This window comes from Ruegeria sp. BB10 (assembly GCF_056535725.1).
This window is the reverse complement of the sequence record NZ_JBQFIW010000001.1, coordinates 238,130-263,720: the sequence shown is the minus strand read 5'-3', so window position 1 is coordinate 263,720 and position 25,591 is coordinate 238,130. Positions and strand designations below refer to the sequence as shown.

The 25,591-nt window shown below is 58.0% G+C and carries 24 protein-coding genes; 6 read left to right on the top strand and 18 right to left on the bottom strand.

The features are described from left to right. Window positions 1-25 precede the first annotated feature (25 nt). A complete protein-coding gene (locus ACR3EP_RS01325; RefSeq protein ID WP_170347991.1) occupies window positions 26-1,570 on the top strand; it encodes a Ppx/GppA family phosphatase in 1,545 nt (514 codons plus the stop codon). On the opposite strand, the gene ACR3EP_RS01320 is transcribed toward ACR3EP_RS01325, so the two are convergent. The 6 genes from ACR3EP_RS01320 to scpA all read right to left on the bottom strand — a co-directional run bounded on the left by ACR3EP_RS01320 (window position 1,567) and on the right by scpA (window position 7,006). Further along, window positions 1,567-1,938, bottom strand: coding sequence for a hypothetical protein (locus ACR3EP_RS01320; protein WP_170347990.1), 372 nt, complete (start codon window positions 1,936-1,938; stop codon window positions 1,567-1,569). The genes ACR3EP_RS01325 and ACR3EP_RS01320 overlap by 4 nt on opposite strands. 38 nt (window positions 1,939-1,976) lie before the next feature. After that, window positions 1,977-2,954: an endonuclease/exonuclease/phosphatase family protein gene (locus ACR3EP_RS01315; protein WP_170360350.1), complete on the bottom strand. Its 978-nt coding sequence runs from the start codon at window positions 2,952-2,954 to the stop codon at window positions 1,977-1,979. 4 nt (window positions 2,955-2,958) lie between these two features. Next, complete coding sequence (locus ACR3EP_RS01310) at window positions 2,959-3,639, bottom strand: TerB family tellurite resistance protein (protein WP_425081031.1); 681 nt, start codon at window positions 3,637-3,639, stop codon at window positions 2,959-2,961. 9 nt (window positions 3,640-3,648) lie between these two features. Then, the gene (locus ACR3EP_RS01305) at window positions 3,649-4,173 is read right to left on the bottom strand and encodes an N-acetyltransferase family protein (RefSeq protein WP_480635936.1); all 525 of its coding nucleotides are present in this window, start codon (window positions 4,171-4,173) and stop codon (window positions 3,649-3,651) included. Further along, window positions 4,170-4,772 carry a VOC family protein gene (locus tag ACR3EP_RS01300; RefSeq protein WP_170548023.1) on the bottom strand — a complete coding sequence of 201 codons (603 nt, stop codon included), beginning with the start codon at window positions 4,770-4,772 and terminating at the stop codon, window positions 4,170-4,172. The genes ACR3EP_RS01305 and ACR3EP_RS01300 overlap by 4 nt, the downstream gene beginning before the upstream one ends. Window positions 4,773-4,879: 107 nt before the next feature. After that, window positions 4,880-7,006: a methylmalonyl-CoA mutase gene (gene scpA / locus ACR3EP_RS01295; protein ID WP_480635934.1), complete on the bottom strand. Its 2,127-nt coding sequence runs from the start codon at window positions 7,004-7,006 to the stop codon at window positions 4,880-4,882. A 168-nt stretch (window positions 7,007-7,174) separates the two neighbouring features. Between scpA and ACR3EP_RS01290 the strand changes: the two genes are divergently transcribed. Next, on the top strand, window positions 7,175-7,621 hold the full coding sequence (locus tag ACR3EP_RS01290) for a DUF4174 domain-containing protein (RefSeq protein WP_170347984.1): 447 nt from the start codon (window positions 7,175-7,177) through the stop codon (window positions 7,619-7,621). 76 nt (window positions 7,622-7,697) lie between these two features. On the opposite strand, the gene ACR3EP_RS01285 is transcribed toward ACR3EP_RS01290, so the two are convergent. Next, window positions 7,698-9,743, bottom strand: coding sequence for an acetyl-CoA carboxylase biotin carboxylase subunit (locus ACR3EP_RS01285; RefSeq protein ID WP_480635932.1), 2,046 nt, complete (start codon window positions 9,741-9,743; stop codon window positions 7,698-7,700). Between the two features lie 114 nt (window positions 9,744-9,857). Next, window positions 9,858-10,061 carry a hypothetical protein gene (locus ACR3EP_RS01280; protein WP_170347982.1) on the bottom strand — a complete coding sequence of 68 codons (204 nt, stop codon included), beginning with the start codon at window positions 10,059-10,061 and terminating at the stop codon, window positions 9,858-9,860. Between the two features lie 650 nt (window positions 10,062-10,711). On the opposite strand from ACR3EP_RS01280, the gene ACR3EP_RS01275 reads away from it, so the two are divergent. Further along, complete coding sequence (locus ACR3EP_RS01275) at window positions 10,712-11,875, top strand: DcaP family trimeric outer membrane transporter (protein WP_480635930.1); 1,164 nt, start codon at window positions 10,712-10,714, stop codon at window positions 11,873-11,875. A gap of 87 nt (window positions 11,876-11,962) precedes the next feature. Here the strand turns inward: ACR3EP_RS01275 and ACR3EP_RS01270 are convergent, their stop codons facing one another. The 3 genes from ACR3EP_RS01270 to ACR3EP_RS01260 all read right to left on the bottom strand — a co-directional run bounded on the left by ACR3EP_RS01270 (window position 11,963) and on the right by ACR3EP_RS01260 (window position 14,564). After that, window positions 11,963-12,316, bottom strand: coding sequence for an alpha-amylase family protein (locus tag ACR3EP_RS01270; protein ID WP_170347980.1), 354 nt, complete (start codon window positions 12,314-12,316; stop codon window positions 11,963-11,965). A 133-nt stretch (window positions 12,317-12,449) separates the two neighbouring features. Further along, complete coding sequence (locus tag ACR3EP_RS01265; RefSeq protein WP_254429464.1) at window positions 12,450-12,932, bottom strand: DUF6497 family protein; 483 nt, start codon at window positions 12,930-12,932, stop codon at window positions 12,450-12,452. 99 nt (window positions 12,933-13,031) lie between these two features. After that, complete coding sequence (locus ACR3EP_RS01260; RefSeq protein ID WP_170347979.1) at window positions 13,032-14,564, bottom strand: acyl-CoA carboxylase subunit beta; 1,533 nt, start codon at window positions 14,562-14,564, stop codon at window positions 13,032-13,034. Between the two features lie 183 nt (window positions 14,565-14,747). Between ACR3EP_RS01260 and ACR3EP_RS01255 the strand changes: the two genes are divergently transcribed. Further along, a complete protein-coding gene (locus tag ACR3EP_RS01255; protein ID WP_170347978.1) occupies window positions 14,748-15,953 on the top strand; it encodes a multidrug effflux MFS transporter in 1,206 nt (401 codons plus the stop codon). Between the two features lie 65 nt (window positions 15,954-16,018). Then, entirely contained in the window at window positions 16,019-17,419 is a 1,401-nt protein-coding gene (locus ACR3EP_RS01250; protein ID WP_170347977.1) for a helix-turn-helix domain-containing protein, read from the top strand. Between the two features lie 74 nt (window positions 17,420-17,493). Here the strand turns inward: ACR3EP_RS01250 and ACR3EP_RS01245 are convergent, their stop codons facing one another. From ACR3EP_RS01245 to ACR3EP_RS01220, 6 genes are all read right to left on the bottom strand, one after another. Then, window positions 17,494-17,733, bottom strand: coding sequence for an HP1242/YdcH family protein (locus ACR3EP_RS01245; protein WP_170374421.1), 240 nt, complete (start codon window positions 17,731-17,733; stop codon window positions 17,494-17,496). Window positions 17,734-17,812: 79 nt separating this feature from the next. After that, window positions 17,813-19,471: a choline dehydrogenase gene (gene betA, locus ACR3EP_RS01240; RefSeq protein ID WP_480635927.1), complete on the bottom strand. Its 1,659-nt coding sequence runs from the start codon at window positions 19,469-19,471 to the stop codon at window positions 17,813-17,815. A gap of 72 nt (window positions 19,472-19,543) precedes the next feature. Beyond that, window positions 19,544-21,052, bottom strand: a complete 1,509-nt coding sequence (gene betC / locus ACR3EP_RS01235) for a choline-sulfatase (protein WP_480635926.1) — start codon at window positions 21,050-21,052, stop codon at window positions 19,544-19,546. Then, window positions 21,049-21,621, bottom strand: coding sequence for a choline-binding transcriptional repressor BetI (gene betI / locus ACR3EP_RS01230; protein WP_170347973.1), 573 nt, complete (start codon window positions 21,619-21,621; stop codon window positions 21,049-21,051). Before betI ends, betC begins: the two co-directional genes overlap by 4 nt. An 89-nt stretch (window positions 21,622-21,710) precedes the next feature. Beyond that, window positions 21,711-22,619 (bottom strand): DMT family transporter, encoded by a 909-nt coding sequence (locus tag ACR3EP_RS01225; RefSeq protein ID WP_480635924.1) that lies wholly within the window; start codon window positions 22,617-22,619, stop codon window positions 21,711-21,713. Between the two features lie 40 nt (window positions 22,620-22,659). Continuing rightward, window positions 22,660-23,259, bottom strand: a complete 600-nt coding sequence (locus ACR3EP_RS01220) for a LysE/ArgO family amino acid transporter (RefSeq protein ID WP_170347971.1) — start codon at window positions 23,257-23,259, stop codon at window positions 22,660-22,662. Window positions 23,260-23,347: 88 nt separating this feature from the next. Here ACR3EP_RS01220 and ACR3EP_RS01215 point away from each other — a divergent pair, with 88 nt between their 5' ends. Beyond that, window positions 23,348-24,238, top strand: a complete 891-nt coding sequence (locus tag ACR3EP_RS01215; RefSeq protein WP_480635923.1) for a LysR family transcriptional regulator ArgP — start codon at window positions 23,348-23,350, stop codon at window positions 24,236-24,238. On the opposite strand, the gene ACR3EP_RS01210 is transcribed toward ACR3EP_RS01215, so the two are convergent. Then, complete coding sequence (locus tag ACR3EP_RS01210) at window positions 24,233-25,522, bottom strand: permease (RefSeq protein WP_480635921.1); 1,290 nt, start codon at window positions 25,520-25,522, stop codon at window positions 24,233-24,235. The genes ACR3EP_RS01215 and ACR3EP_RS01210 overlap by 6 nt on opposite strands. Window positions 25,523-25,591 lie beyond the last annotated feature (69 nt).

Here is a 25,591-nt window from a genome sequence, read left to right as displayed (position 1 = left end):
TGCCACCCGAATATCTGGAAACGACATGGATCAGATTGCAGAAGCCAAAATCCCGGACTGGGGATCGTTCGGCAAGCCCTTGTTCGACAACCCCGAGGCCCGCGCCCTGTCGCGGGTGGGCGTGGTCGACGTTGGATCGAACTCGGTCCGGATGGTAATCTTTGACGGGGCCGCGCGATCCCCGGCTTATTTCTACAATGAAAAGATAATGTGCGAGCTGGGTGCGGGCCTGTCGGAATCCGGGTTCCTTAACCCGCGCGGGCGCAAGCGTGCGCTGTCCGCTTTGCGCCGGTTTCAGCAATTGGCCAATGATCTGGACCTACCGGGCCTGCATGTCGTGGCAACCGCTGCAGTGCGCGAAGCCAAGGATGGACCGGATTTTTGCAATCAGGTTCATTCGGAAACCGGTTTGACCGTTCAGGTCATAGACGGCGGCGAAGAGGCGCGCTTGTCCGCGCAGGGTGTGTTGCTGGGCTGGCCCGGGGCTTATGGCCTGATCTGCGACATTGGCGGTTCATCCATGGAACTGGCCGAGATTGGCGACGGTCAGGTCGGGCGCCGTCTGACCTCGGCCCTGGGGCCATTGAAACTACGCGATATCAAGGGCGGGCGGCGCGCGCGCAAGGCCCATATCAAGGCCACCATGGAAGAACTGCGGGATCAGCTGGGGCCGCAGCGGGATCGCCTGTTTTTGGTGGGCGGCAGCTGGCGCGCCTTTGCACGTCTGGACATGCTGCGCCGGGGTTATCCGCTGAACGTGCTGCATGAATACCGCATGACCACAAAGCAGGTCCGTGAGACCATAAAGTTCATCGAAAAAGGTGATCCGGATCAGCTGCGCAGTCAGGCGGGCGTGTCTAGTTCCCGCATGGCGCTGATCCCCTATGCGATGGACGTTCTGGCGCGGCTGATCCGCACTTTCAAACCAAAGGACATCGCGATCTCAAGCTATGGCATCCGCGAGGGGCTGCTGTACGAGCAAATGCCGCAAATCCTGCGCGACCGTGACCCGCTGATCGAAGCCAGCTACTTCTCCGAAGCCAAAGATGCCCGTCTGCCCGGATTTGGCAAACACCTTTTTGATTTCGTCATGCCGTTGTTCAAATCCGCTCCGGAGGCACGCGTGCGCCTGATCAAGGCAGCCTGCCTGCTGCATGACGTCAGCTGGCGCGCTCATCCTGATTACCGAGCCGAGATCTGTTTCGACAATGTCACCCGCGCCAATCTTGGCGGGCTGAAACATTCAGAACGGGTTTTTATCGGCCTTGCGCTGCAACACCGATATCGCAACAAGCGCGAGGGCAACCGGTTCGAGCCACTTTATAAACTGCTGGACGAGAAAGATCAGAAACAGGCTGAAATTCTGGGCAAGGCCATGCGCTTTGGCGCCATGCTGTGGATGCACCACGATGTCAAAATGGGCACGCTGCGATTCTATCCCAAAAAGCGTCAGCTTGAACTGCGGCTGCCCAAAGCCGCAGAGCCATTGTTCAGTGAGGTGGCCGAAGCGCGCCTGAATTCCTTGGCGAATGCCCTAAAGTCAGAGGTTCACGTCACTATCCGAGGTTAGATTTCCGTCGCTCCGTCAGCTTCTTCTTCGATTTGCTCGGGCTCTTCTGGTTGATCCTCAGGCTTTTTGCGGATGATGATATCCCCATTGGGCAATATCTCAGGCGCTTCATAGGCGCTCCAGTCCTCGATCTCACCCGCCAGTTCGGCCAGGGCTGGGCCCATCTCTTCAAAGAATGACTGCATTGCCGGGCCAAATTGGCTGACCAGCCCCTGCAAGTCTTCCAGCGCGGGTTCCATTTCCTTGCGCAAACCTTCAAAAAACAGCTCGGCCCCCTGCTCCATCAAGGATTTGCCGGTATCTTCCTCGGCCTGTGCGGGCAAGGCCAGCGCGACCGATAACGCGCAGATCGCAATGAGATGTTTCATGTCAAAGAATATAAGCAGAGCCTTCCGTCGATAAAAGGTCACAACGCGATATCCAGAGTAACGGGGAAGTGGTCGGACGCGGTCAACAAGGCCTGATGCAAGTCCTCTGACGCACGAAGGCCTGCGTCTTTGAAAGGGTGCCAGATACGCCACGCCGGACGTTTGGCACGCAAGTTTTCACTGACCATGATGTAGTCCAGCAGCGCCTCAAGATACCGCCCACCCTCGCGGGCAAACCGGGCGGTTGACGGCTCTGCGTCCGTCCCCGCGGCATGCGGGTCAAACAATCCGGCCTGCAGCAGAATTTCGACCGAGGATCGGCCAAACAGGTGTTCAAACTCATCCAGCCCCGGCCCATCGTTCAAATCGCCCAGCAGGATGACCTGTTCCTCGGCCTCGACATGCGCTTTGACACGCCGAGACAGCCACACGGCCTGCGCCAGTTGCTTGCGGCGATTCGCGATCGAGATGCGGATCGCCTCATCCCGCGATCCCGCCCCGTGCGGGGCCTTGGATTTCAGATGCGCCCCGATCAGGCGAAGCTGCGCGCCGGATCGGATCTGCACCGCCAGTTCCATCGGGGGTTTGGAAAAACGCACAAGATCCTCGGTCGCATCGATATCGAGGTCGATATGGAACACGTCGTCGAACCTGGGGGCCGCATCGTTGCCCGCAACCGGGTCGTGCCGCGCTTGCAGCACATTCGGATCGTAAAGCAGCGCCAGTTCTTGATGGGTATCGTTGGGAAACCCCATCACCGCGTGTGAGGTGCGCAGATCAAACGCCTCGGCAAAATTCTGCAAAGCACGGATGGTGTCCTGCGATTTCCCGGAATTGGGGGCTTCGACAATCAAAACTGCATCCGCGTCAATTGCCGTCAGAACCTTGGCGATGGCCTCGACCTGCTGCGCTTTGGTGACGTTGTGACGACCGGACCACCGGTCATTGACGACCAAATTATCATTGCGGTCAAACAGGTTGGCGAACCATTCGATGTTGTAGGTCGCCAACCGCATTCGCCTACGCCCGTGCGCCGTTGATCTCGTCCCAGGCGCGGTTGATGTCGATCATCTTTTTCTCGGCCAGACGGATGGCTTCTTCGGGCACACCGCGGGCCATCATCGCGTCGGGATGGGTATCACGAACAAGTTGCCGCCAAATCTTGCGGATTTCAGGCAGCGGCATGTCGTGCGGCACTCCCAACACGGTATAAGGGTCATTGGGTGCGTCAGGCACAAACCGCGCGCGCAAGGCCATGAACTGCGCGTCGGTCTGACCGAAAATGCGGCTGACCTGTTCCAGAAATTCGTTCTCGTTCGGGTGATAGAACCCGTCGGCCATGGCGATGTGAAACAGCCCCTCCATCAGGTCGCACAGCGTAGTGCTGTCATCGGCAAACATACGGGCAATCTTGCGGGCATAGTCCTGATAACCGGCAACGTCCGTCCGGGCCATGTCGAAAACACGTGCGGCACCGGCCTCATCATCGCGGGCAATCTGGAAGACATCGCGAAAGGCGGTGACCTCATCCCGCGTCACCTGCCCGTCAGCCTTTGCCATCTTCGCACCCAGCGCGATCACGGCAATTGCAAACGCAACCGAGCGTTCCGGCGGCGTGCGCAGTTTTTCAAATACGTCCGTAAGGCTTTCACCCTGGGCAAGCGCACTTAGCGCATCGGATATGCGGGTCCAGATCGACATGGGCGCACCCTAGCGTCCGAAATCGCGACTGTCAGGTACGACAGGTGGGTCAGAGGAAATAATTTTCTGCATCAGCACAAGATCCAACCGTTTGCCCCATTTGAATCCAACCTCTGGCATGTGCCCCACTTGCTTAAACCCCAGCGCCGCGTGGAATGCGACCGCCCCAGGATTCGCCGAGGAGATCCCGGCCACCAGCACATGCACACCTTCCACCCGGGCGGCGGTCTCAAGCGCCGCCATCAATGCCCTCCCAACCCCCTGCCCCCGCGCATCAGGGGCCAATTGGATCGTAAGCTCGCGGCACTGCGTGTAACCTGGCCCAGAGCGGTATGGGCCGTAGGTGGCAAAACCCACAACTTGCTTGCCTTTTCCCGCAACCCAATAGCCGTCCCCACGAGAAACAATATCCTTGGCGATGCTTTCGACGCTGCGCTCATCCGTGGTGAAGGTCACAAGCGTATCGCGGATGATCGTGTTGGTGATTTCCGCGATTGAGGCCGCGTCCGCGACCATTGCGCGCCGTATTTTCATTCCAGCACGCGGGGGCCATGCGGGGTTTCGAACTCGGCCCGCAAGGCGGCCGGACCGGTATCGAACACCACGGTTTCCAGATTACCCAGCAACCGCGCCAGATCCAAAGCGTCAGGATGAAAAACCACCAAACGTCTCAGGCGGCATCCACTGTCTTGCAACATACGCGCCGGGTGTAGATCGCCGTACCATTGAATGAGCGCAGGAAACAGATTGTCGAATGGCAGCCGCCCGTTGGGCGGGACCGCCATTTGCCACCTCAGCGCACCTCGGGTCAGGTCAATTGGTTGGCCTACGCCATCTGGGAACATGGACAGCGCGGCCTGGATATCTGAGACCCGGCATATCCAGTTTGTTAGGCGCGGCTGGCCAGAAAATCGATCCAGATCGAACCACCGTGTGCGCTTTAGTTTTGGTGCCTGCGGATCAATCGCGATGGCCTCGAGATAGAGCTCTTCCCGCAAACCCAGTAAACGGTTGTGCGTGCCGAAAGCATCATGTTTACCGCCCGCCTGCAATGGCACTCCCAATGCCTGTTCGATATGGGCCGAGGCTTCTTCCAATGTCTCGCCCGCAACGGCCAAATGATCCAGTAACACCTGCGCTGCCTCCAACAAAAAACGACCAGATCCTGATGGGTCTGGTCGCATGTTTTCGCCAACGGCGGTGAATCACAAGATTTTTCGGCGAAAAATCTTGGCTGGCCTCAGCCTTTTGCTTCTCGGATCAGACGCAGGATATCCTGCGCGGCCTCGGGGATATTGGTTCCCGGACCAAAGATCGCCTTTACGCCATGGTCAAAAAGGAACTGATAATCCTGCTGCGGGATCACGCCGCCACAGATCACAATGATGTCCTCTGCCCCGGCTTTCTTGAGTTCCTCAACCAGTTGCGGCGCCAGTGTCTTGTGCCCCGCGGCCTGCGAGGAAATGCCAACCACATGCACATCGTTATCAACTGCGTCTTGCGCAGCTTCGGCAGGTGTTTGGAACAACGGGCCAACGTCCACGTCAAACCCGATATCGGCAAAGGCTGTGGCGATGACTTTGGCACCCCTGTCATGCCCGTCCTGCCCCATCTTGACCACCAGCAAACGGGGGCGACGGCCTTCGGCTTCGGCGAACTCCTCAATGGATTTCTGGATCGCAGCAAAGCCCTCATCACCTTCGTAAGCCGCGCCGTAGACACCGGCCAAAGTCTTCACCTCGGCGCGGTGGCGGCCGAATTCTTTCTCCATTGCCATGCTGATCTCTCCTACGGATGCGCGGGCGCGGGCGGCCTCGACCGCAGCAGCCAGCAGGTTGCCACCCTCGCGGGCAGTCTTGGTCAGTGCGTCCAGCGATTGTTGGCACGCAGCTTCGTCGCGGGTGGCGCGAATGCGTTCCAGACGTGCCACCTGAGCCTCACGCACGGCGACATTGTCGACGTCCAGGATGTCGATCGGATCTTCCTGTTCCTTGCGGTATTTGTTGACCCCGACGATAACCTCGTCACCCCGGTCGATCATTGCCTGACGACGGGCGGCGCTTTCTTCGATCCGCAGTTTCGGCATGCCCGAGGCCACGGCCTTTGTCATGCCGCCCATTTCCTCGACTTCTTCCATCAACGCCCAGGCCTTTTCGACCAGTTCATTGGTCAGGCTTTCGATGTAGTACGACCCGGCAAGCGGATCGACCACATCGGTCACGCCGGTTTCTTCCTGCAGTACCAACTGAGTATTCCGCGCGATACGTGCCGAGAAATCGGTGGGCAGCGCAATCGCCTCGTCCAGCGCGTTGGTATGCAGCGATTGGGTACCGCCCAGAACCGCACTCATCGCCTCATAGGCGGTGCGAATCACGTTGTTGTAAGGGTCCTGCTCTTGAAGCGACACACCAGAAGTCTGGCAGTGGGTGCGCAGCATCTTCGACCGCTCGGATTTTGCTCCGAACTCGGTCATAACCCGGTGCCACAAGGTGCGTGCGGCACGCAGTTTGGCAATCTCCATGAAGAAGTTCATGCCTATGGCAAAGAAAAATGACAAGCGTCCAGCGAATTTGTCCACGTCCATCCCGGCCTGCGTTGCGGCGCGTACGTATTCACGCCCGTCCGCCAAAGTATAGGCCAGCTCCTGCACCAAGTTCGCACCGGCTTCCTGCATGTGATAGCCGGAGATCGAGATCGAATTGAATTTGGGCATCTCATTCGACGTGAATTCAATAATATCCGAGATGATCTTCATCGAAGGATCGGGCGGATAAATATATGTGTTGCGCACCATGAACTCTTTCAGAATGTCGTTCTGAATGGTGCCCGACAGGACGGATTTGTCGTGCCCCTGCTCTTCGCCCGCCACGATAAAGCTGGCAAGGATGGGGATCACCGCACCGTTCATCGTCATCGAAACCGAGACCTTGTCCAACGGGATGCCATCGAACAGGATTTTCATATCTTCAACGCTGTCGATGGCCACACCAGCCTTGCCGACATCACCAACCACGCGCGGGTGGTCACTGTCATAGCCCCGATGCGTCGCCAGATCGAAAGCAACCGAGACGCCCTGTTGGCCCGCAGCCAGATTGCGGCGGTAAAAAGCGTTCGATTCCTCGGCCGTCGAAAACCCGGCATACTGGCGAATTGTCCACGGCCGCCCCGCATACATCGTCGCCTTCACCCCGCGCGTAAACGGACCGAAACCGGGCAACGATCCCATATGCGGAAGATTTGCAGTGTCCTCCTGCGTATAGAGCGGTTTGACGTCGATGCCTTCCAACGTCTCTTTCGTCAGGTCCTCCAACGGACGCCCGCGCAGCTCTTTTTCGGCTAGCGCGCGCCAGTCTTTCGTATCGGTCATAGCGATATCCTTTTTTCAATTCGGGTCGCGCTGGGGCCTGGCCTGCGCGTTGTGGTGTTCGGACGGGTTGGTTCAGACAGCGCTTTACGCAAAATTTTGAACCTTTGATGCAATTCGCCGGTCGCATTCACCGACGCAGGGGCTATATTCAATTCAACAGGAGGCCCCATGATACGAACGCTTGCCCTTGTTTTCTCGGCACTATTCCCGCTGGCCGCCTTGGCTGCCGACGGGTCCGCACCGGTGGAAGACGAATTTGTTCGCCCTACTGGTGACAGCGATCTCAGTGAGTTTCTTTGGGTCAAACGGCCCATCGTCGTTTTTGCCGACACGCCAGCCGACCCGCGGTTCCAGCAACAGATCGATATGCTGACCGAAGGCGAGGCAGCGATGCGCGACCGTGATGTGGTCGTGCTGACCGACACCGACCCTTCGGCGCGGTCTCCGATCCGGTCGCAGCTGCGGCCTCGCGGGTTCCAAATGGTATTCGTCGACAAGGACGGCGTGGTCAAACTGCGCAAACCGTCCCCATGGAGCGTGCGTGAAATCGGCCGGTCCATCGACAAAACCCCCCTGCGCGAACGCGAGATTCGCGAGCGGCGCCAGGGCGGCTGAACGCATTCGCCACGCCCAAAGCACCCGGCGCAAAACGCCGGGACCGTATGGATATATGACGATCGCGCGAACATGATCACTCGAACTCGATGATCACGTCGTCCACGGCCAGACTGTCGCCGGGGCCTGCGTTGATCTTGGCGACCACACCTTTCTTCTCGGCGCGCAGGATATTTTCCATCTTCATTGCCTCGACCGTACAAAGCGCCTGACCTTCCTGAACCTCCTGACCTATTTCGACGTCGATCTTCACGATCAGTCCGGGCATCGGGCAGAGCAGCATTTTCGAGGTATCAGGTGGCAACTTCTCGGGCATCAGTTTGGCCAGTTCTGCCTGACGCGGTGTACGGACATGAACTTTCAGGTCAGCACCTCGATTGCGAATACGGAAGCCGCCAGAGATTTTGCCGACCTTCAGAACAAGCGGAGCGCCGTCTACATCTAGCAACGCAAGCTGATCGCCCGGTGTCCAATCTGATGCAACACGCATCACCGCACCGTCAGTGAACGTAACCGTTGACCCGTCATGATCCGCCTCGATGGCAAGTTCGAAATCCTGACCTTGCAGGGTAACGGTCCAATCGGTTCCGACCTTACGCTCGTGATTATCCATGCGGCCCGAAACACGGGTGCGGCGAATCTCAGCAACACGATGCATCGCCGCGCATGAGGCCGCGATGCGACGCAAGTCGGCCTCGGGCAAGGTTACACCTTCAAACCCGTCGGGATATTCTTCGGCGATGAAGGCCGTTGTCATATCGCCGCTGACGAATTTCGGGTGATCCATCACAGCGGACAGGAACGGCAGGTTGTGACCGATGCCTTCGACCTCGAAACTGTCCAGCGCTACACGCATCGCCTCAATCGCGGCTTCACGGGTCGGGGCCCAGGTACACAGCTTAGCGATCATCGGGTCGTAATACATGCTGATCTCGCCGCCTTCATAGACGCCGGTATCGTTGCGCACGGCGGCCTCACCATTGGGCGCGTCACCCTGCCACTTGCCGTTGACCAACATTGGACCAGCAGCGGTTTCCTGCGGCGGGCGATAGCGGGTCAAACGGCCAATCGACGGCAGGAAGTTGCGATACGGGTCCTCCGCATACAGACGGTTTTCGATGGCCCAGCCGGTCAGGGTCACGTCGTCCTGCGTGATGGACAGAGGCTCACCCGCAGCAACGCGGATCATCTGTTCGACCAGGTCGACGCCGGTGATCAACTCGGTCACTGGGTGTTCCACCTGCAGGCGTGTGTTCATTTCAAGGAAGTAGAAGTTCTTGTCGCCATCCACGATGAATTCCACCGTACCCGCGCTGGCGTAGTTCACAGCCTTGGCCAGAGCGACAGCTTGTTCGCCCATCGCCTTGCGGGTTTCGGGGTCAAGGAAGGGCGACGGGGCTTCTTCCACGACTTTCTGGTTCCGGCGCTGGATCGAACATTCACGCTCGCCCAGATAAATCCCGTTGCCGTGGCTGTCGCACAGCACCTGAATTTCGATATGGCGCGGCTGGGTCACGAATTTCTCGATGAAAATCCGGTCATCGCCAAACGAATTCGCGGCCTCGTTCTTGGAGGACTGGAACCCTTCGCGCGCTTCTTCGTCGTTCCACGCGATCCGCATGCCTTTACCGCCGCCACCGGCGCTGGCCTTGATCATGACCGGATAACCGATTTCGTTCGAAATCTTCACCGCCTCATCGGCGTCTTCGATCAGGCCCATATAACCGGGAACAGTCGAAACACCCGCATCCTGCGCGATTTTCTTCGAGGTGATCTTGTCACCCATGCTTTCAATCGCACCAACCGGGGGACCCACAAAAGCCACGCCTTCGACATCCAATGCCTCGGCGAATTTGGCGTTTTCAGACAGAAAACCGTAACCCGGATGCACCGCCTGCGCCCCGCTCTGGCGGATGGCATCCATCACCTTGTCGATCACAATATAGGACTGGTTCGCGGGCGGCGGGCCGATGTGTACGGCCTCATCCGCCATCGATACATGCAACGCTTGTCTGTCCGCGTCCGAGTATATGGCAACTGTGCCGATACCCATCTTGCGTGCAGTCTTGATGACCCGGCAGGCGATCTCACCCCGGTTGGCGATCAGGATCTTGTTGAACATGGAACGTCCTTTGTCTTGATGTTCTGGAAACGCAAAACGCCGCCGCAGGGCGTAAACCCTGCGACGGCGTGATGCGCAATGGCAACCGGAGCGGCGGGCGCCCCGAATTCTTGGTTAGTAACAGTTCTTCTGTGTTTTGCAGTACAGCACGTTGCCCGCAGCCCCGACTGCTGCGCCGACAAACGGATCCGCTCCGATGACCGCCGAACCCAGTGCCCCTGCGCCGCCGCCAAGCAACGCCTGTTCACCGAATGAGTCGCCGCAGGCAGCAAGGCCCGCGCAGGTCGCAACGGCCAGGAAGAATTTTGAGATTCGCATGTGTTTTGCCCCTTTAGCTTTCTTGATGCATTGGGGCGCAGATGCCGGAACCAAGCGCTGTTATTCAATAACAAGCGCTGGAAATGGATGTTTTGCGCAGATTTATGCCGCATTAAGCCTGCATTGTGCGCAAAGAAAAACGCGGGCAGGATTTTGTGGGTTTCACAAACCTGCCCGCGGAAGGAAGGGGTACGGAATAGTAGGTGCTTGTGCGGCGCAGGCAAAGTAGAGCCGCACGGCCCGATCACATTGCACGGCACAAATGAGGCCGCAAACAAAGTATTGTTTCCACCCAAATTTCCGGCCAGAATTCGCCCATAAGGCGAATTCCCGCGCAAAATCGTGCCGACACCGGGTCGTCCCGACTGGAAAACGCCATCCTCTGAATCAGTCACACTTCCGTTACAAGTCGCGCTTCCGAGGCAATTTTCTGCACGTGCAACATCACGTTTCAGTTCGCGGATTCCGCGTGAAAAAGTCTTTGTGAACGTATGGTTAACCGATCTGTTCACCTTACTGTGAAAAATACCGGCTCTTTGCACAATTTTGCTTGAGGAAAACGGCGCTTTCTTTGCCGTTCTCGTGATTTCCCCCAATGACGTTTGCGTGAAACTTTGCGTGGGCACACTCGCACACAAGGAATCAACTGCATGATTACAAATAGAAAAAAGGCAATCTTGCTTGCTGCCTCTGCGCTTAGCGTCACGGGCACGCTCGCGCTCGCTCAAGATGCCGGAACCCAGGCCGAACTGGATGCGCTGCGCGCCCGCGTCGAGGCGCTGGAGACCGCAAATACCGGCTCTGGGGGCGGAGACGGAGACCTGAGGATCGGAAACACCACCTTGGATCTCTATGGCTACGTCAAGGCCGACTTTTTCTACGATACGGATTTTGAACTTGGCGATTTGGCCGATACGTCGCGGATTGGTGAGCCCCAATTTGCCACGGATGGAACCTTTGGCGCCACGGTTCGCCAATCTCGGGTCGGATTGCGCACGACGACGCCAAGTGCGTTGGGCGATATCGGTGGTCAACTGGAACTGGATCTTTTCTCCGGCGGTACGGACGGTCCGGCCGAATTGCGTCTGAGACACGCCAACATCACAATCGGTGACCACTGGTTGATCGGTCAGTACTGGACCAACTTCCAGCCGCTGGATACCTACCCGACCTCTGTGGAATTCAACGGCCCCGTTGGTATCCCCTTCGCGCGTGTCCCTCAGGTACGCTTTACGAATAAGATTGGCGGCAACGCAACCTTTGCCCTTTCGGTTGAAGAAAATGTCGGCGCTTCGAATTCCGATGATCCGGTTCTGACGGCGTCGGCGGAATATAATGACGGGAAATACATCGCCCGAGCCTCGGCCTTGTACGGCAGGGCACAATCCGGTGATGTCGAAGTTGATCAAACCGGCTTTACTCTGTCGGCTGGTATCCGTCCCTGGGAAGGTGGTCTGTTTCAGGTCAACTACGTCGACGGCGAAGCGCTTGGCCCATATCTGATCGGCTTCGGGGACGCCATCGTCGGTGGCGAGGCCAACGACGTTGACGGCTTTACCGTCGAACTCCGGCAGCAAATTAGCGAAAAGTGGAATGTCGGCATTGCCTATGGCGAAGAAGATTACGACCTGCCCACCTCGACCGGAACTCTGGCTTTTACCGAGCTTGAGACAATCCACGTCAATGCCTTCTACAAGGCAACCGACGACCTGACGTTCAGCGCCGAATATTTCTTTGGCGAACGCAACGACGCGTCTACAGGCCGGACATTTGACTCGGACCGTGTTCAATTCGCGGCCCAGCTGAATTTCTAGGCACACAAATCCACCCTGCCCGATCCTGGGCAGGGTTTTTTCCGAAGTTTCCCCCGAATGGATATGCGCGACAGCGGGTTGCACGGATCAGCGTATCCCGTCGAAGATATCTGGGAACGACATGCGCGCCGCGTCCACATCAATCACCAGCAGCGCATCATAGCTGGCCGGATCGAACGGATCTTCGGCCGCGATCACCTCACGCTCGAACAACCAACTTAGGCGACCGGCGTCCAGGTTGCCGCGCTCGAACGGCTGGTCTCCGAAATTCTGCCACAGCGCTTCCATAAACGCCGCATCCGCACGGCGATCGGCGGGTTTGCGGTCACGGAACCGCTCGCGCCGGGCAATCGGGGTTACGCCCTTGGGATTGGCGCGGCGAATGGTGAACTGAAAATCAGTTCCGGCCAGACGTCCGGGAAATCCGCGGTGCTTCAGCATGCCAGCACCTCGTTGTTCGATATATTCCGGGAAACAAACTTGCACCCGAGTGCAGACGGGATCATTTCGCGCACCTCCAAAGTCGCTTTGGTGTCTAGGAACGCTCGGACGTGGTGAAAACGGGGTTTCATGGTCAGAGCCCCTCCCAGATACATTGGGATTGCTCCAACCGGTAGGCTTCAAAGAACTGAGTTGCGTCAGGTGAAGATCGCCCGAATTCAAGGGGTCGATCAGACAAGGAGATTACGACCCGCGCCGGATCAAGCTCGTATTTCGCGACATAGGCCACCGCAAGGGTTTGGCACAGATGTTCCATGTCCACCGAGGCCACATCATACCCGATCCGTCCAACGTCCGATCCGATCTTAGGCGCGATAAAACGGAACCTGACCCACAGCTCGCCCGGGTTGTTGTCCAGCAGCACATCACTCAGATGCACCGGCTGACCAGAGGGGACAGGCAACAGGTTTTCGGATTGAGCGATTGCAGGGGAAGTCCATGCCAGAAACGCCATTACAAAAGCGCGATCCCAGACCCACAAGTGGGCTCCTCTCTCCGGGATCGCGCGCGCATGGCTTTCGGCCCGCGCGTGTTTGTATCTGGTAAGACGTCTCATCTAGCAGCTTTGGCCTCAAAGTCAAACGTACCGACAGTTACCTTGCCATGACCCGCCCAAGGAACATTCTGCAAAGGGCAGGTCATTCAGCGCAGTCCGTTACAGCGGAATGTTGTCGTGCTTTTTCCACGGGTTTTTCAGCTGCTTGTTGCGCAGGCTGGCAAATGCGCGCGACACTCGGCGGCGGGTGGATTGCGGCATGATCACCTCGTCGATGAAACCGCGCTCAGCCGCAACAAAGGGGTTGGCAAAGCGATCTTCGTAGTCCTGCGTGTGCTGCGCGATCTTTTCGGCATCGCCCAGATCGGCACGGTGGATGATCTCAGTCGCGCCCTTGGCACCCATCACCGCGATTTCAGCTGTGGGCCAAGCATAGTTGAAATCGCCGCGCAGGTGCTTGGAGGCCATAACGTCATAGGCGCCACCATAGGCTTTGCGAGTAATCACGGTGACCTTTGGAACCGTAGCTTCACCATAGGCAAACAACAGCTTGGCGCCGTGCTTGATCACCCCGCCATATTCTTGCGACGTCCCCGGCAGGAATCCGGGCACGTCCACCAGCGTCAGGATCGGGATTTCAAAACAGTCGCAGAACCGCACGAACCGCGCCGCCTTGCGCGAACTGTCGATATCCAGACATCCAGCCAGAACCATCGGCTGGTTCGCCACGACACCCACGGTCTGCCCTTCCAACCGGATGAAACCGGTGATGATGTTCTTGGCGTAATCTTCCTGAATTTCGTAGAAGTCGCCCTCATCCGCCACCTTGGTGATCAGCTCTTTCATGTCGTAGGGCGTGTTGGGATTGTCTGGGATCAGAGTATCCAGCGAGGTTTCAACCCGTTCGGGGCTGTCAAAGAACGGACGAACGGGCGGTTTCTCTTGGTTGTTCAGCGGCAGGAAATCGACCAGACGGCGCACCTCGGCCAGTGCTTCGACGTCGTTTTCAAACGCGCCATCAGCGACCGAGGACTTCTTGGTGTGGGTCGACGCACCACCCAGTTCCTCTGCCGTGACAACTTCGTTTGTCACGGTTTTCACCACGTCGGGGCCGGTCACAAACATGTACGACGTGTCTTTGACCATAAAGATAAAGTCGGTCATCGCCGGGCTGTAAACCGCACCGCCCGCACATGGCCCCATGATCACGCTGATCTGAGGAACGACGCCCGAAGCCATGATGTTGCGCTGAAACACTTCGGCATAACCGGCCAGCGAAGCCACGCCTTCTTGGATTCGCGCCCCCCCCGAGTCGTTGATTCCAATTACAGGTGCGCCGTTTTGGATCGCCATATCCATGATCTTGCAAATCTTCTGCGCATGGGTTTCCGACAGCGAACCACCAAACACGGTGAAGTCCTGACTAAACACATAGACCATGCGGCCATTGACTGTGCCCCAGCCTGTGACCACACCATCACCCGCAGGCTTTTGATTTTCCATCCCAAAGTCAGTGCAACGATGGTTGACGAACATGTCGAACTCTTCGAAACTGCCCTCATCCAACAACAGTTCGATCCGCTCGCGTGCTGTCAACTTACCGCGGCCGTGCTGCGCGTCGATACGCTTTTGCCCACCCCCAAGACGGGCGTCGTTGCGGCGGTCTTCAAGCTCAGTCAGGATGTCTTTCATGGCGCTAATTCCCTGTGAAATTTAGGCGGACACTATACGCACGGATGCCGTTGCCAAAGTACATTTCGGCAAATTTGCAAACCTTTGGCAACAAAGTTATGGAAAACTGTAAAATTGCTAAGTTTCATACTGAAACACCGTCTTGGATAGCATTCCCTGAAACGGTCATTATACCTGTGAACCATGCAGTTTAGTTCACCTATGGCGCGTCGGTCGCCACCCACCATTTTCACGCTGGTTTTGCTGTCGGGGCTGTCCGCCCTCAGCCTGAACCTGTTCTTGCCCAGCCTCCCAAATATGGCGCTGCATTTTCAGACCGACTACAAGGTCATGCAACTTTCCATCGCGCTGTACCTGCTGGTCAATGCGGTGCTGCAGGTACTGATCGGCCCGATTGCGGATAAAGCGGGGCGTCGCCCGGTTTTACTATGGGGATTGGCTCTGTTTCTGATCGCCACGCTGGGCTGTATCTATGCGCCGACGGCCGAGGTTTTTCTAGCCTTTCGAATGTGCCAGGCCATCGTGGTGGTCGGCATGGTGCTGAGCCGAGCAGCCGTCCGGGATCTTTATGATCAGGATCAGGCGGCCTCGATGATCGGCTATGTGACCATGGGCATGGCCATCGTACCGATGATCGGCCCTGCCATCGGCGGCCTGCTTGAGGAAAGCTTTGGGTGGAAAGCCAATTTCTGGCTGCCTTTCGGCCTGGGCGCTTTGACTCTGGCCTTGACCTTTGTCGACTTTGGGGAAACCTCCGCCAAAAGCGGTAAAACGCTGGTACAGCAATTCCGGGAATATCCAGAGCTGCTGCGCTCACCTCGGTTCTGGGGCTATTCCTTGTCCTCTGCCCTGTCTTCGGGCGCTTTTTTTGCCTATCTGGGCGGCGCGCCCTTCATCGGTACGGAATTGTTCGGCCTCAGTGCCGCGCAGGTCGGCATCTATTTCGGCGCTCCTGCTGTCGGGTATTTTGTCGGCAATTTTCTCAGCGGTCGATACTCGGTCAGATTTGGCGTCAACCGGATGGTATACTGGGGATGTTGGCTGAACGCGATGGGTGTTGCCTTGTCGGCCATCCTGTTTCTGGCAGGTTTTGGCACCGCGCTCAGCTTCTTTGGCCTCATGACCTTTGTGGGCCTTGGCAACGGCATGACGATCCCCAACGCGACCTCGGGCGCCCTGTCGGTTCGTCCGCATCTGGCCGCCACCGCCTCGGGCCTCAGTGGCGCGATCATGCTGGGCGGTGGTGCGGGCCTCAGCGCCCTGGCCGGGACGCTGCTGACCCATGAAACCGGCGCCATGCCCCTGCTTTGGCTGATGCTGGCAACATCGGCGCTGGCGATCTGCGCGATTGCGTCCGTCATCCGACGCGAGAGGCAACTGGGCTTGTAACACAGCTTGCACCGCATGGTTTGCAAAGTTAGCTTGCCACAACGGAAAAGTTGCAAAGAAACGCCATGGCCACTCAAAAGCTATATGCCGGTGCGAAACTGCGCGAAATGCGCACACGCCTGACCCTGACGCAAAAGGAATTCGCCACCAAATTGGGCGTCTCATTGCCCTACTTAAACCAGATGGAGAACAATAACCGGCCGATCTCGACCACAGTTGTTCTGGCTCTGGCACAGGAATTCGGTATGGACGTGACCGAGCTGAGCACCGGCGACAGCGAGCGTCTGGTCTCGGACATGCGCGAGGCTTTGGCCGACCCGGTTTTCGATGACGCCATACCACCACTGGCCGATCTGCGCCTGACGGCCTCGAACGCCCCTGCGCTGGCGCGCGCGTTCATTGCACTGCACCGCACCTATCGGCAAACCCATGAACGGCTCGCTTCGCTGGACGAAGCCTTGGGTCGCGAGGACGCGCAGATTCAGGCCAGCCCCTGGGAAGAGGTGCGTGACTTTTTCCATTATTGCGACAACTACATCGACGCGGTCGACCGCGCGGCCGAACATTTTTCGACCCGCGCTGGTAAGGCCGATGGCATAAGGGCGGAAGCGATCAACAGTCTTAATGAGCGCGACATTCGGGTGCAATTTGTCGATATCCCCGAAACACGGAAATACGACGCTGACAGCAAGACACTGCAACTCTCGTCCCGTATCGCTCCGCAAACACAAGTGTTTCAACTGCTGCTGCAGTTGGCGCTTATCAGCCAGGACAAACTGCTCGAAGCCACCCTGGACTTCGCCAAGTTCCAAAGCGAGGAAGCCCGCGCCATCGCCAAGATCGGTTTGGCCAACTATTTCGCCGGGGCGTCCTTGATGCCTTACGACGCCTTTCTGACCGCAGCGCAGGATTATCGCCACGATCTGGAACTGCTCAGCAACCGGTTCGGCGCGTCAATCGAACAAGTGGCACACCGGCTTTCCACACTGCAACGCCCCGGCGCCAAAGGCATCCCGTTCTTCTTTGTCCGCGTTGATCAGGCTGGTACGATTACCAAACGCCATTCGGCCACTCGCCTGCAATTTGCACGTTTCGGCGGTGCCTGCCCCCTGTGGAATGTCCACCGTGCCTTTGAAACGCCCGGCCATTTCCTGCGGCAACTGGCGGAAACACCCGACGGCGTGCGCTATATCTCTCTGGCTCGGGATGTTTCGAAATCGGGCGGTTCCTATGGCGCGCCGGTGCGTCGCTATGCCATCGCGCTTGGTTGCGAAATCCGCCACGCCGAAGCGCTGGTCTATGCCGACAATCTCGACATCAATAACGCCAGCGCCTATGAGCCCATCGGCATCTCGTGCCGTATCTGCGAACGGCAAACCTGCCACCAACGCTCGGTCCCGCCGCTGGAACGCCGCCTGTCGATCGACGCCCACACCCGTGGAACCCTGCCATATAAGGTCACCTGATCTTCACCTGGCCTGAAAATACTTGAGGGGAGTCGCGGCCTGCGGCGACGGGGGCATCGCCCCCGCCTTAAGGTTTAGGCTTTCGACAAGATCGCCCAGATCTCATCCTTGAGCGCCGCGCGCTTCTTGCGCATTTCACCCTCGGTCAGATCTTCGACTGGTTCGATGTTGGTCTCGGCCCGATGCACGATGCGGTTGATCTCGTGATACTCATCCGCCAGCCGGGCAAAATGTGCATCCGCTTGCTTGAGTTGGCTCATCAGTTCGACCTTGTCCGGAAACTCTTCGGCCAGTTCATGCGGGGTGTGGGACATTCCTGTTCGCTCCTCAAAATATGTCGTTGCGATTCAGGTCTATACGTCTTTTCCACACCCTGCTTTGACGCGGATCAAATCACCGCTGCGCTGTTGCCCATGCCGGATGAATCCACGGACGGTCATTGGCTTTTGGCAGGGCTTCTTTACCCAACAGATGATCCGACATTTTCTCACCCACCATGATCGACGGCGCGTTGAGGTTGCCGTTGGTGATCTGCGGAAAGATCGAGCTGTCGGCGACGCGCAGGCCGTCCACACCAATCACACGACCCTCAGGATCGACCACCGCATTCTTGTCATCGACCCGACCCATGCGACAGGTACCGCAGGGGTGATAGGCGCTTTCGGCATGTTCGGCGATGAAGCCATTCAGCTCTTCGTCTGTCTGCACGTCGGCACCCGGCTGGATTTCCTTGCCCGCATAGGGTTTGAACGCATCCTGCCCGAAAATCTCGCGGGTCAGGCGGATACATTTGCGGAAGTCCTCCCAATCCGTTTCGTGGCTCATGTAGTTGAACCGGATCACCGGCGCGTCCTCGGGCTTGGCCGAGCGAAGCGTGACTGCCCCGCGCGAAGGCGAACGCATCGGCCCTACATGCGCCTGAAAGCCATGCCCCTCGGCCGCCGCCTGCCCGTCATACCGGACAGCAATCGGCAGGAAGTGATACTGGATGTCCGGGTATTCGACACCGGGGTTCGACCGGATGAAGGCCGCGCTTTCGAACTGGTTCGACGCGCCAAGGCCGGTTTTGGTAAACAGCCACTGCGCCCCGATCAAGCCCTTGCTGATCAGGTTCCAGTGCTTATACAGCGTGATCGGCTGCAGCGAAGCCTGTTGGATATAAAGCTCCAGATGGTCCTGCAAATTCGCCCCCACACCGGGGCGATCAGCGACAACTTCGATCCCATGTTCGGCCAGATGTGCCGCCGGACCAATGCCCGACAACATCAGCAGCTTGGGCGAGTTGATCGAGGATGCGGCCAACACCACCTCGCGCCGCGCACGGATAATTTCCTTTTTACCACCACGCACCAGCTCAACACCCGTCGCACGGCCGTTCTCCATGACCACGCGCGCGGCCAGCCCGCGCACGATATCGCAGTTTTCACGATTGAGCGAAGGCTTCAGGTAAGCATTCGCAGCCGACCAGCGCCGCCCTTTCCAGACGGTCTGCTCCATCGGGCCAAAGCCTTCCTGTTTTTCGCCGTTATAGTCTCCAGTAACTTCATAGCCAGCTTGCTGACCAGCATCGACAAAGGCCTGAAACAGCGGATTTTCACGGGGACCGCGCGAAACATGCAGCGGCCCATCAGTGCCGCGCCATTCAGGATCACCACCATGGCCACCATCATGCCAGGTCTCCATACGCTTGTAGTAGGGCAGCACATCCGAATAGGACCAGCCATCAGCCCCCATCTCGGCCCAGGTGTCAAAGTCACGCGCATGACCTCGCACATAAACCATGCCGTTGATCGAGGATGACCCACCGATCACCTTGCCACGCGGACAGGCCAGACGGCGGTTATTCAGGTGCGGCTCGGGTTCAGAATGATAGCCCCAGTCATAGCGCGACATATTCATCGGATAGCTCAGCGCCGCGGGCATCTGGATGAACGGACCGACATCGGTACCGCCATGTTCGATCACCAGAACCGAGGCCCCAGCCTCGCTCAGGCGATAAGCCATCGCGCATCCTGCGGATCCTGCGCCAACGATGACGAAATCTGCTTCCATTATTTGGTCTCCATGCCCCGCCGAACCAAGTTGCGAATTTTCGGCGAGGTATCTTCGATTAGGTTGATAAGTCTATTCGCCACGCGGAAAACGCGCGTTTTCCTCAACGACATTCAGATCCATGTGATTGCGCATGTAGCGTTCCGATGCCTTCTGCAGCGGCTGGTAATCCCACGGGTAATACCCACCCTGCCGCAGCGCCTCGTACACCACCCAGCGGCGGGCCTGGCTGGCGCGGACATCCGCGTCGAACTGATCTAGATCCCAGCGGGCCTCGGACTTGGCGCGCAGCGTTTCCAGCGTTCCGGCATGCGACGGGTCTTCGGCCAGGTTGGCCTGTTCGTGCGGGTCGGCCTCAAGATCGAACAACTGGTCCGGGTCCAGCGCGCAGCGGTTGTATTTCCACTTGCCATAGCGCAGCGAAACCAGCGGGGCATAAGATGCCTCGGCCGCATATTCCATTGCTACGGGCGCGGTGCGCTCAACGCCCTTGGCCAGCGGCACGAGGTCTTCCCCATCGGTCCAAGGTTCGATCTCGGCCATATCGACACCTGCCAATGCACCCAATGTCGGCGTCACGTCGATTGTCGAAACTGGCGTGTCGATCCGACCGGCAGGCAAGTCAGAGGCCGAAATCATCAGCGGAACACGGGACGAGCCCTCGAAGAAGGTCATCTTGAACCACAATCCACGCTCACCCAGCATATCGCCGTGATCCGAGACAAAGAGGATGATCGCCTCTTGCCGTGTACTTTCCAGCACTTCAAGAATCTCGCCTATCTTGTCGTCCAGATACGAAATATTGGCAAAATAGGCGCGGCGGGATTTGCGGATATCTTCTTCGGTGATGTCGAAGCTGCGCCAGTCATTGGCGTCAAAAATCCGTTTGGAGTGCGGGTCTTGGTTGTCATAGCCAAGGTCCGCGATCTCGGGCAGCAGATGTTCGCAATCCTCGTACAGGTCCCAATACTTGCGGCGCGCCACATAGGGATCATGTGGATGGGTAAAGCTGACGGTTACGCACCAGGGTCGGTCATCCTTACCGCGCGCCAGATCATACAGCTTGGTTTTGGCGTTATAGGCGACCTCGTCGTCGTATTCCATCTGGTTGGAAATCTCGGCCACGCCTGCGCCCGTCACCGAGCCCATGTTGTGATACCACCAATCAATCCGTTCACCCGGTTTGCGGTAGTCGGGCGTCCAGCCGAAATCGGCCGGATAGATATCGGTGGTCAGGCGATCCTCGAACCCGTGCAACTGATCGGGGCCGACGAAATGCATCTTGCCGGACAGGCAAGTGTAATACCCCGCACGGCGCAGATGGTGCGCATAGGTGGGGATGTCGCTGCGGAACTCAGCGGCGTTGTCGTAGACGCCGGTCCGCGACGGCAACTGGCCGGACATAAAGCTGGCCCGCCCCGGCGCGCATAGCGGCGAGGCCGTATATGCATTGGCGAACCGTGTCGACCTTTCCGCCAATTTCTTCAGATTGGGTGCATGCAGCCAGTCTGCGGGACCATCTGGAAAGAGTGTCCCGTTGAGCTGATCCACCATCAGGATCAGAATGTTCGGTTTTGTCATTTTTCAGCCTCGAGCAGAGTGTTGAGGACACGCAATGCGTGATTAACCGCCAGTTGCGGCTTTTTCGGCGCGCTCAGCGCGGCGCGGATATACAGCCCGTCAATCAGAGCAATCATATTCTCGGCCGCTTCGACCGGGTCGCTCATCAACGGGCGCAGGGCATCAATCAGATTGGAACGGATACGCGCCTGATAGATCTGCCACAGGCGCAGCGCGTCATCGTTGGTTTGGGCCAGAACGTAAAACGTCATCCATGCGGCAATGACATCGGGCGTAAAGCACGAGGGCGCAAAACAGGCCCGGATGATGGCCTGCGCCCGCTCCTGCGGTGCGGCTGCCTTAAGCTCGCTGCGAGCCTCGGCACCGAAATCGGACAGGATGCGTTGCATCGCCGCCAGAAAAATCTGGTCTTTGCCACCGAAATAGTGATGCGCAAGGGCGCTGGACATGCCGGCCCGCTTGGCGATTTGGCTGACGGTCACATCTAGGGATTTCTTCGACCCAAGCTCGGCAATCGTCGCCCGGACGATTGCGTCACGGCGGATCGGCTCCATTCCGAGTTTCGGCATAGCTGTCCCCTCCCTATGACTGGTAGGAAAACGCTACGGTGTTTTTATTGACTCGTCAATCAATAACCATTTCCGCACGCTGAAACCTGCTAGAGTTTTGAAGCTATACTGGGCGTGGTCAGGTTGCTGCGGTTCAGAACCGCTTCGCGCCAGGCGATGAAGCTGACGGCAGACAGGATCAGCGTACCCCCGGCAACAACCCAGATGTCAACACTTTCGTGAAAAACCAAAGCGCCCAGCAGTGTGGCCCAGATCAATTGCAGGAAGGTCACCGGCTGCGTGACCGCCACCGGAGCCGCCTGCAAGGCCAGCGTCATGAAATAGTGCCCCGCGGTGGCAAAGCAGGCGACCAGAAACAAAACCCAGATGTCACGCAAGCTGGGCGGCTGCCAAACGGCGATGGCAAAGGGGATCAACGCCAGTGTCACCCAAATCGACAAATGCGCCACGACCACCGATGGTGGAATATCGCGCACCAGCAGTTTGGCCAGCAGGTAGGACCCTCCAAGCAGCAGAGCAGTTCCTAACATGGCCAGGTGACCGGTCGAAACCTCTCTGAACCCCGGGCGCAGGATGATCACCACACCGACCAACGCCACCATTATCGCCGCAATTCGGCGAAAGGCCAGCGGCTCACCCAAGAACAGCGCCGCACCCAACGTGACATAGACCGGCGTCATATAGTTCATCGCCGTGACCTCGGCCAAGGGGATCTGGGTCATCGCATAGAACCACAGCATCACAGCAAAGGCGTGAATGATCCCACGCAGCCCGAACAGGGTCAGATGACGCTTTGTGAGATGAGTCGACAGGATCAAACGCAGGGCCGGCAACAGAAATACCAACCCCAGAGCATAGCGTATGAATGCCGCCTGGATCGGACTCATTGTTGTGCCCAGCGATTTGACCAAGGCCGTCATCACCACAAAGGACAGCCCGGCGGCAAACATCCAGAACATGCCCGCAAGGGGCCGGTATGAGGTTGCAGACGTTTTCATGCCGAAACCTGAACACTGAAAACTGCGCAGGTACAACCCTTCACATGGCAACAAGTTTCAGTGCGATCCCCAGCATGACAATACCGATGACCACATCCAGAATCTGCCAGGCACGCGGTCTTACAAAGACCGGGGACAGCACCCTGGCCCCATAACCGAGGGAAAAGAAGAACACGAAGCTGGACAGCATCGCACCGCTCGCAAAGGCCAGACGGTCATCATACTGGGCCGAGATCGATCCGATCAACACTACCGTATCCAGATAGACATGCGGGTTGAGCCAGGTAAAAGCCAGCACCGTCAGCAGCACTGACCGCAGGCTGGCGCGTTGGCCTTTGGTCACGTCCATCGCCGCCCCGCCCTGCCACGCAGATTGCAGGCTGCGCAGCCCGTACCACGTCAGAAAGATCGCCCCTCCGTATCGCATGACTGTCTCAAACCAAGGTGCCGCTTCGGCCAGCGCACCAAACCCCGCGACACCTGCGGCTATCAGGATGGCATCCGACACTGCGCAGGTCAGACACAGGGGAAAAACGTGTTCGCGCCGCAATCCCTGACGCAACACAAAGGCGTTTTGTGCTCCGATGGCTAGGATGAGACTGAAGCCCAGTAAAAAACCGGCGAAAAGGGATGCGGACATGATGCCTCCTGTGCGTTCAGGGGCATTGACTATGTGCATTTTTGCATCCTATCAAATTAAAGATGTTGATCCTAATTAAGTTTAGCTAATGATACTCGACCCCAACCACTTGTCGGCTTTGTCGTCGATTTTGCGGCACGGCAGTTTTGAGGCCGCTGCGACGGAACTTACGGTGACGCCTTCAGCCATATCCCAGCGGATCAAGGCACTGGAAGATCGCGTGGGGGCAGCATTGATCAATCGCGGACCGCCTTGCACCGGAACACCGGCAGGGCTGCGTATTGCCCAGCATGCTGAGGATATCGGTTTGCTCGAAGCGAAGCTGGCCCGCGAACTGACATTGGATCAAGGCACCGGCCCGGCCCGTGTCCGCGTGGCAGTGCCTGCCGACGTTCTGGCCACGTGGTTCATTGATGCCATGGCACAGGTAGATGGGTTGTTGTTTGATCTGGTGGTGGATGATCAGGATCACTCGGCCGAGTGGTTGCGGCGCGGCGAGGTCAGCGCTGCAATCACGGTAGGCGGTCAGCCGGTTTCGGGGTGCGACACCTATGCCTTGGGCGCGCTGCGCTACATCGCGACCGCCAGCCCGGCCTATATGCAACAATGGTTTGCCGAGGGTGTAAACGAACGCTCGCTGGCCCTTGCCCCTTGCTTGACGTTCAACCGCAAGGACAACCTTCAACGAACGTGGATCATCGAACAGATGGGGTGCCGGATTTCCCCACCCTCGCATTTTCTGCCGTCTCCGCAAGGGTTTGTGGATGCGGCCATAGCTGGGATGGGTTGGGGCATGAACCCTGTCGGGCTGGCGAAGAGCGCACTAAATGATGGGCGACTACGTCCGCTGCTGCCTGAGGCCCCTCTTGACGTGGGTCTGACTTGGCAGGTGGGGCGCGTTCTGTCCTCTGCGCTGATTCCGCTGACCCGTGCGGTCAGACAAACCGCGGCAAAGGAGCTTCTTCCGTCGCAATCATGACTGTCCTGGTTGCGCGCCCTTGGCCTGTTCCGCGTTGGGAAGGACCACGCGGTAACAGGTGAGGGCAGCAAACAGACTGACCATAGTGATGAACACAATGGCCCACGCAACCTCATGCATATGGGCGACCCCGGCCAAGGCCGCCGACAGGATCACCGCCGTGATCCGGCAAATACTTTTGATCGCCGCCGCGCCTTTGACACGTTGATCCTTTGGGGCCACGTCCAAATAATACAACTGCCGCGCACCGCTTATGCCAGTTACGGCCACGGTCACAACGAACAGCGCGATAGCATGCAGATGAACTGCGTGATCAATACCCAGAAAGTGGACAGTAACCAACGTGGCACCTGTCGCGGCAACCATCAGGTTTCCGGCCACCATGACGGCGCGGTGGGATTTCATGTTCACCAGCTGCCACAGCGGTGCCGAGACCAAATATCCCGACGCGGATGAGATGATCATGGCCGTCAGTCCCTTGGCTGAGGCATGATGCGCCTCGGCCGCGATCAGGGCAAAAAATGGCACCGACAGGGAGACCACGACCAAGGGCAGCCGCATGACCAGATACCGACGGAACCAAGCCTGGTCGAACATGGCGGCAATATCGGTAAAGTTCTCTGAGAATTTCCGTTTCCGCACCCTTTGCGGTGTGTCCTTGACCTCATCCTCTCGTGCGATTTCCGAGATCGCAAGAATGGACAGGCCAGACAGAACGAAAAAGGCCACCGAAACCGCAATCACGGTGGAATGGCGGGAAAACGGTGGGTTTTCCTTGGTGATCTCATGCACCAGCAGCGCCAATCCGATGGCTCCCAACCCGCCTATACCTAATTGAAGATAGTGCATGATCATCCGCGATTTGGATTGCACTTGATCCCCTATCAGATCCGTTAACATCAACGATTGAATTTCTTCGATCAGGCCGATCACGAAGAACGCCGCGACAAAGGCCAGTGCAATTGCAGGAACAAACCCGGTCGCGGCCACCAAAACAGCCATGACAAGACAGGCGCCTATACAAACCTCGGTAAGGGCAATCCCGCGTTTCTTCTGCTGTCGCGCCGAAATCGGCTGTGCCAGAAAGATATCCGAAATCATGCTGCCGACCATCCGAATGGACACCAATGCGCCTGCGATGAACATGGGCAATTCAAAAGAAACGGCCAGAAACGGCAGGACGATTGAAGGGCTGCCAAGCGTCCACGCGACCTGAGACAGGATGCTCTGACCGGTCAGAACAGGAATATTGCGTTTGGGTTGGCTGGCTGGGCTGTCCGTCATTCGCTCAATCAGATTATGTGCCGTTTGGGCACAGATATTCTGGTCAAGCCTATCGGGTTCTGTCCAACC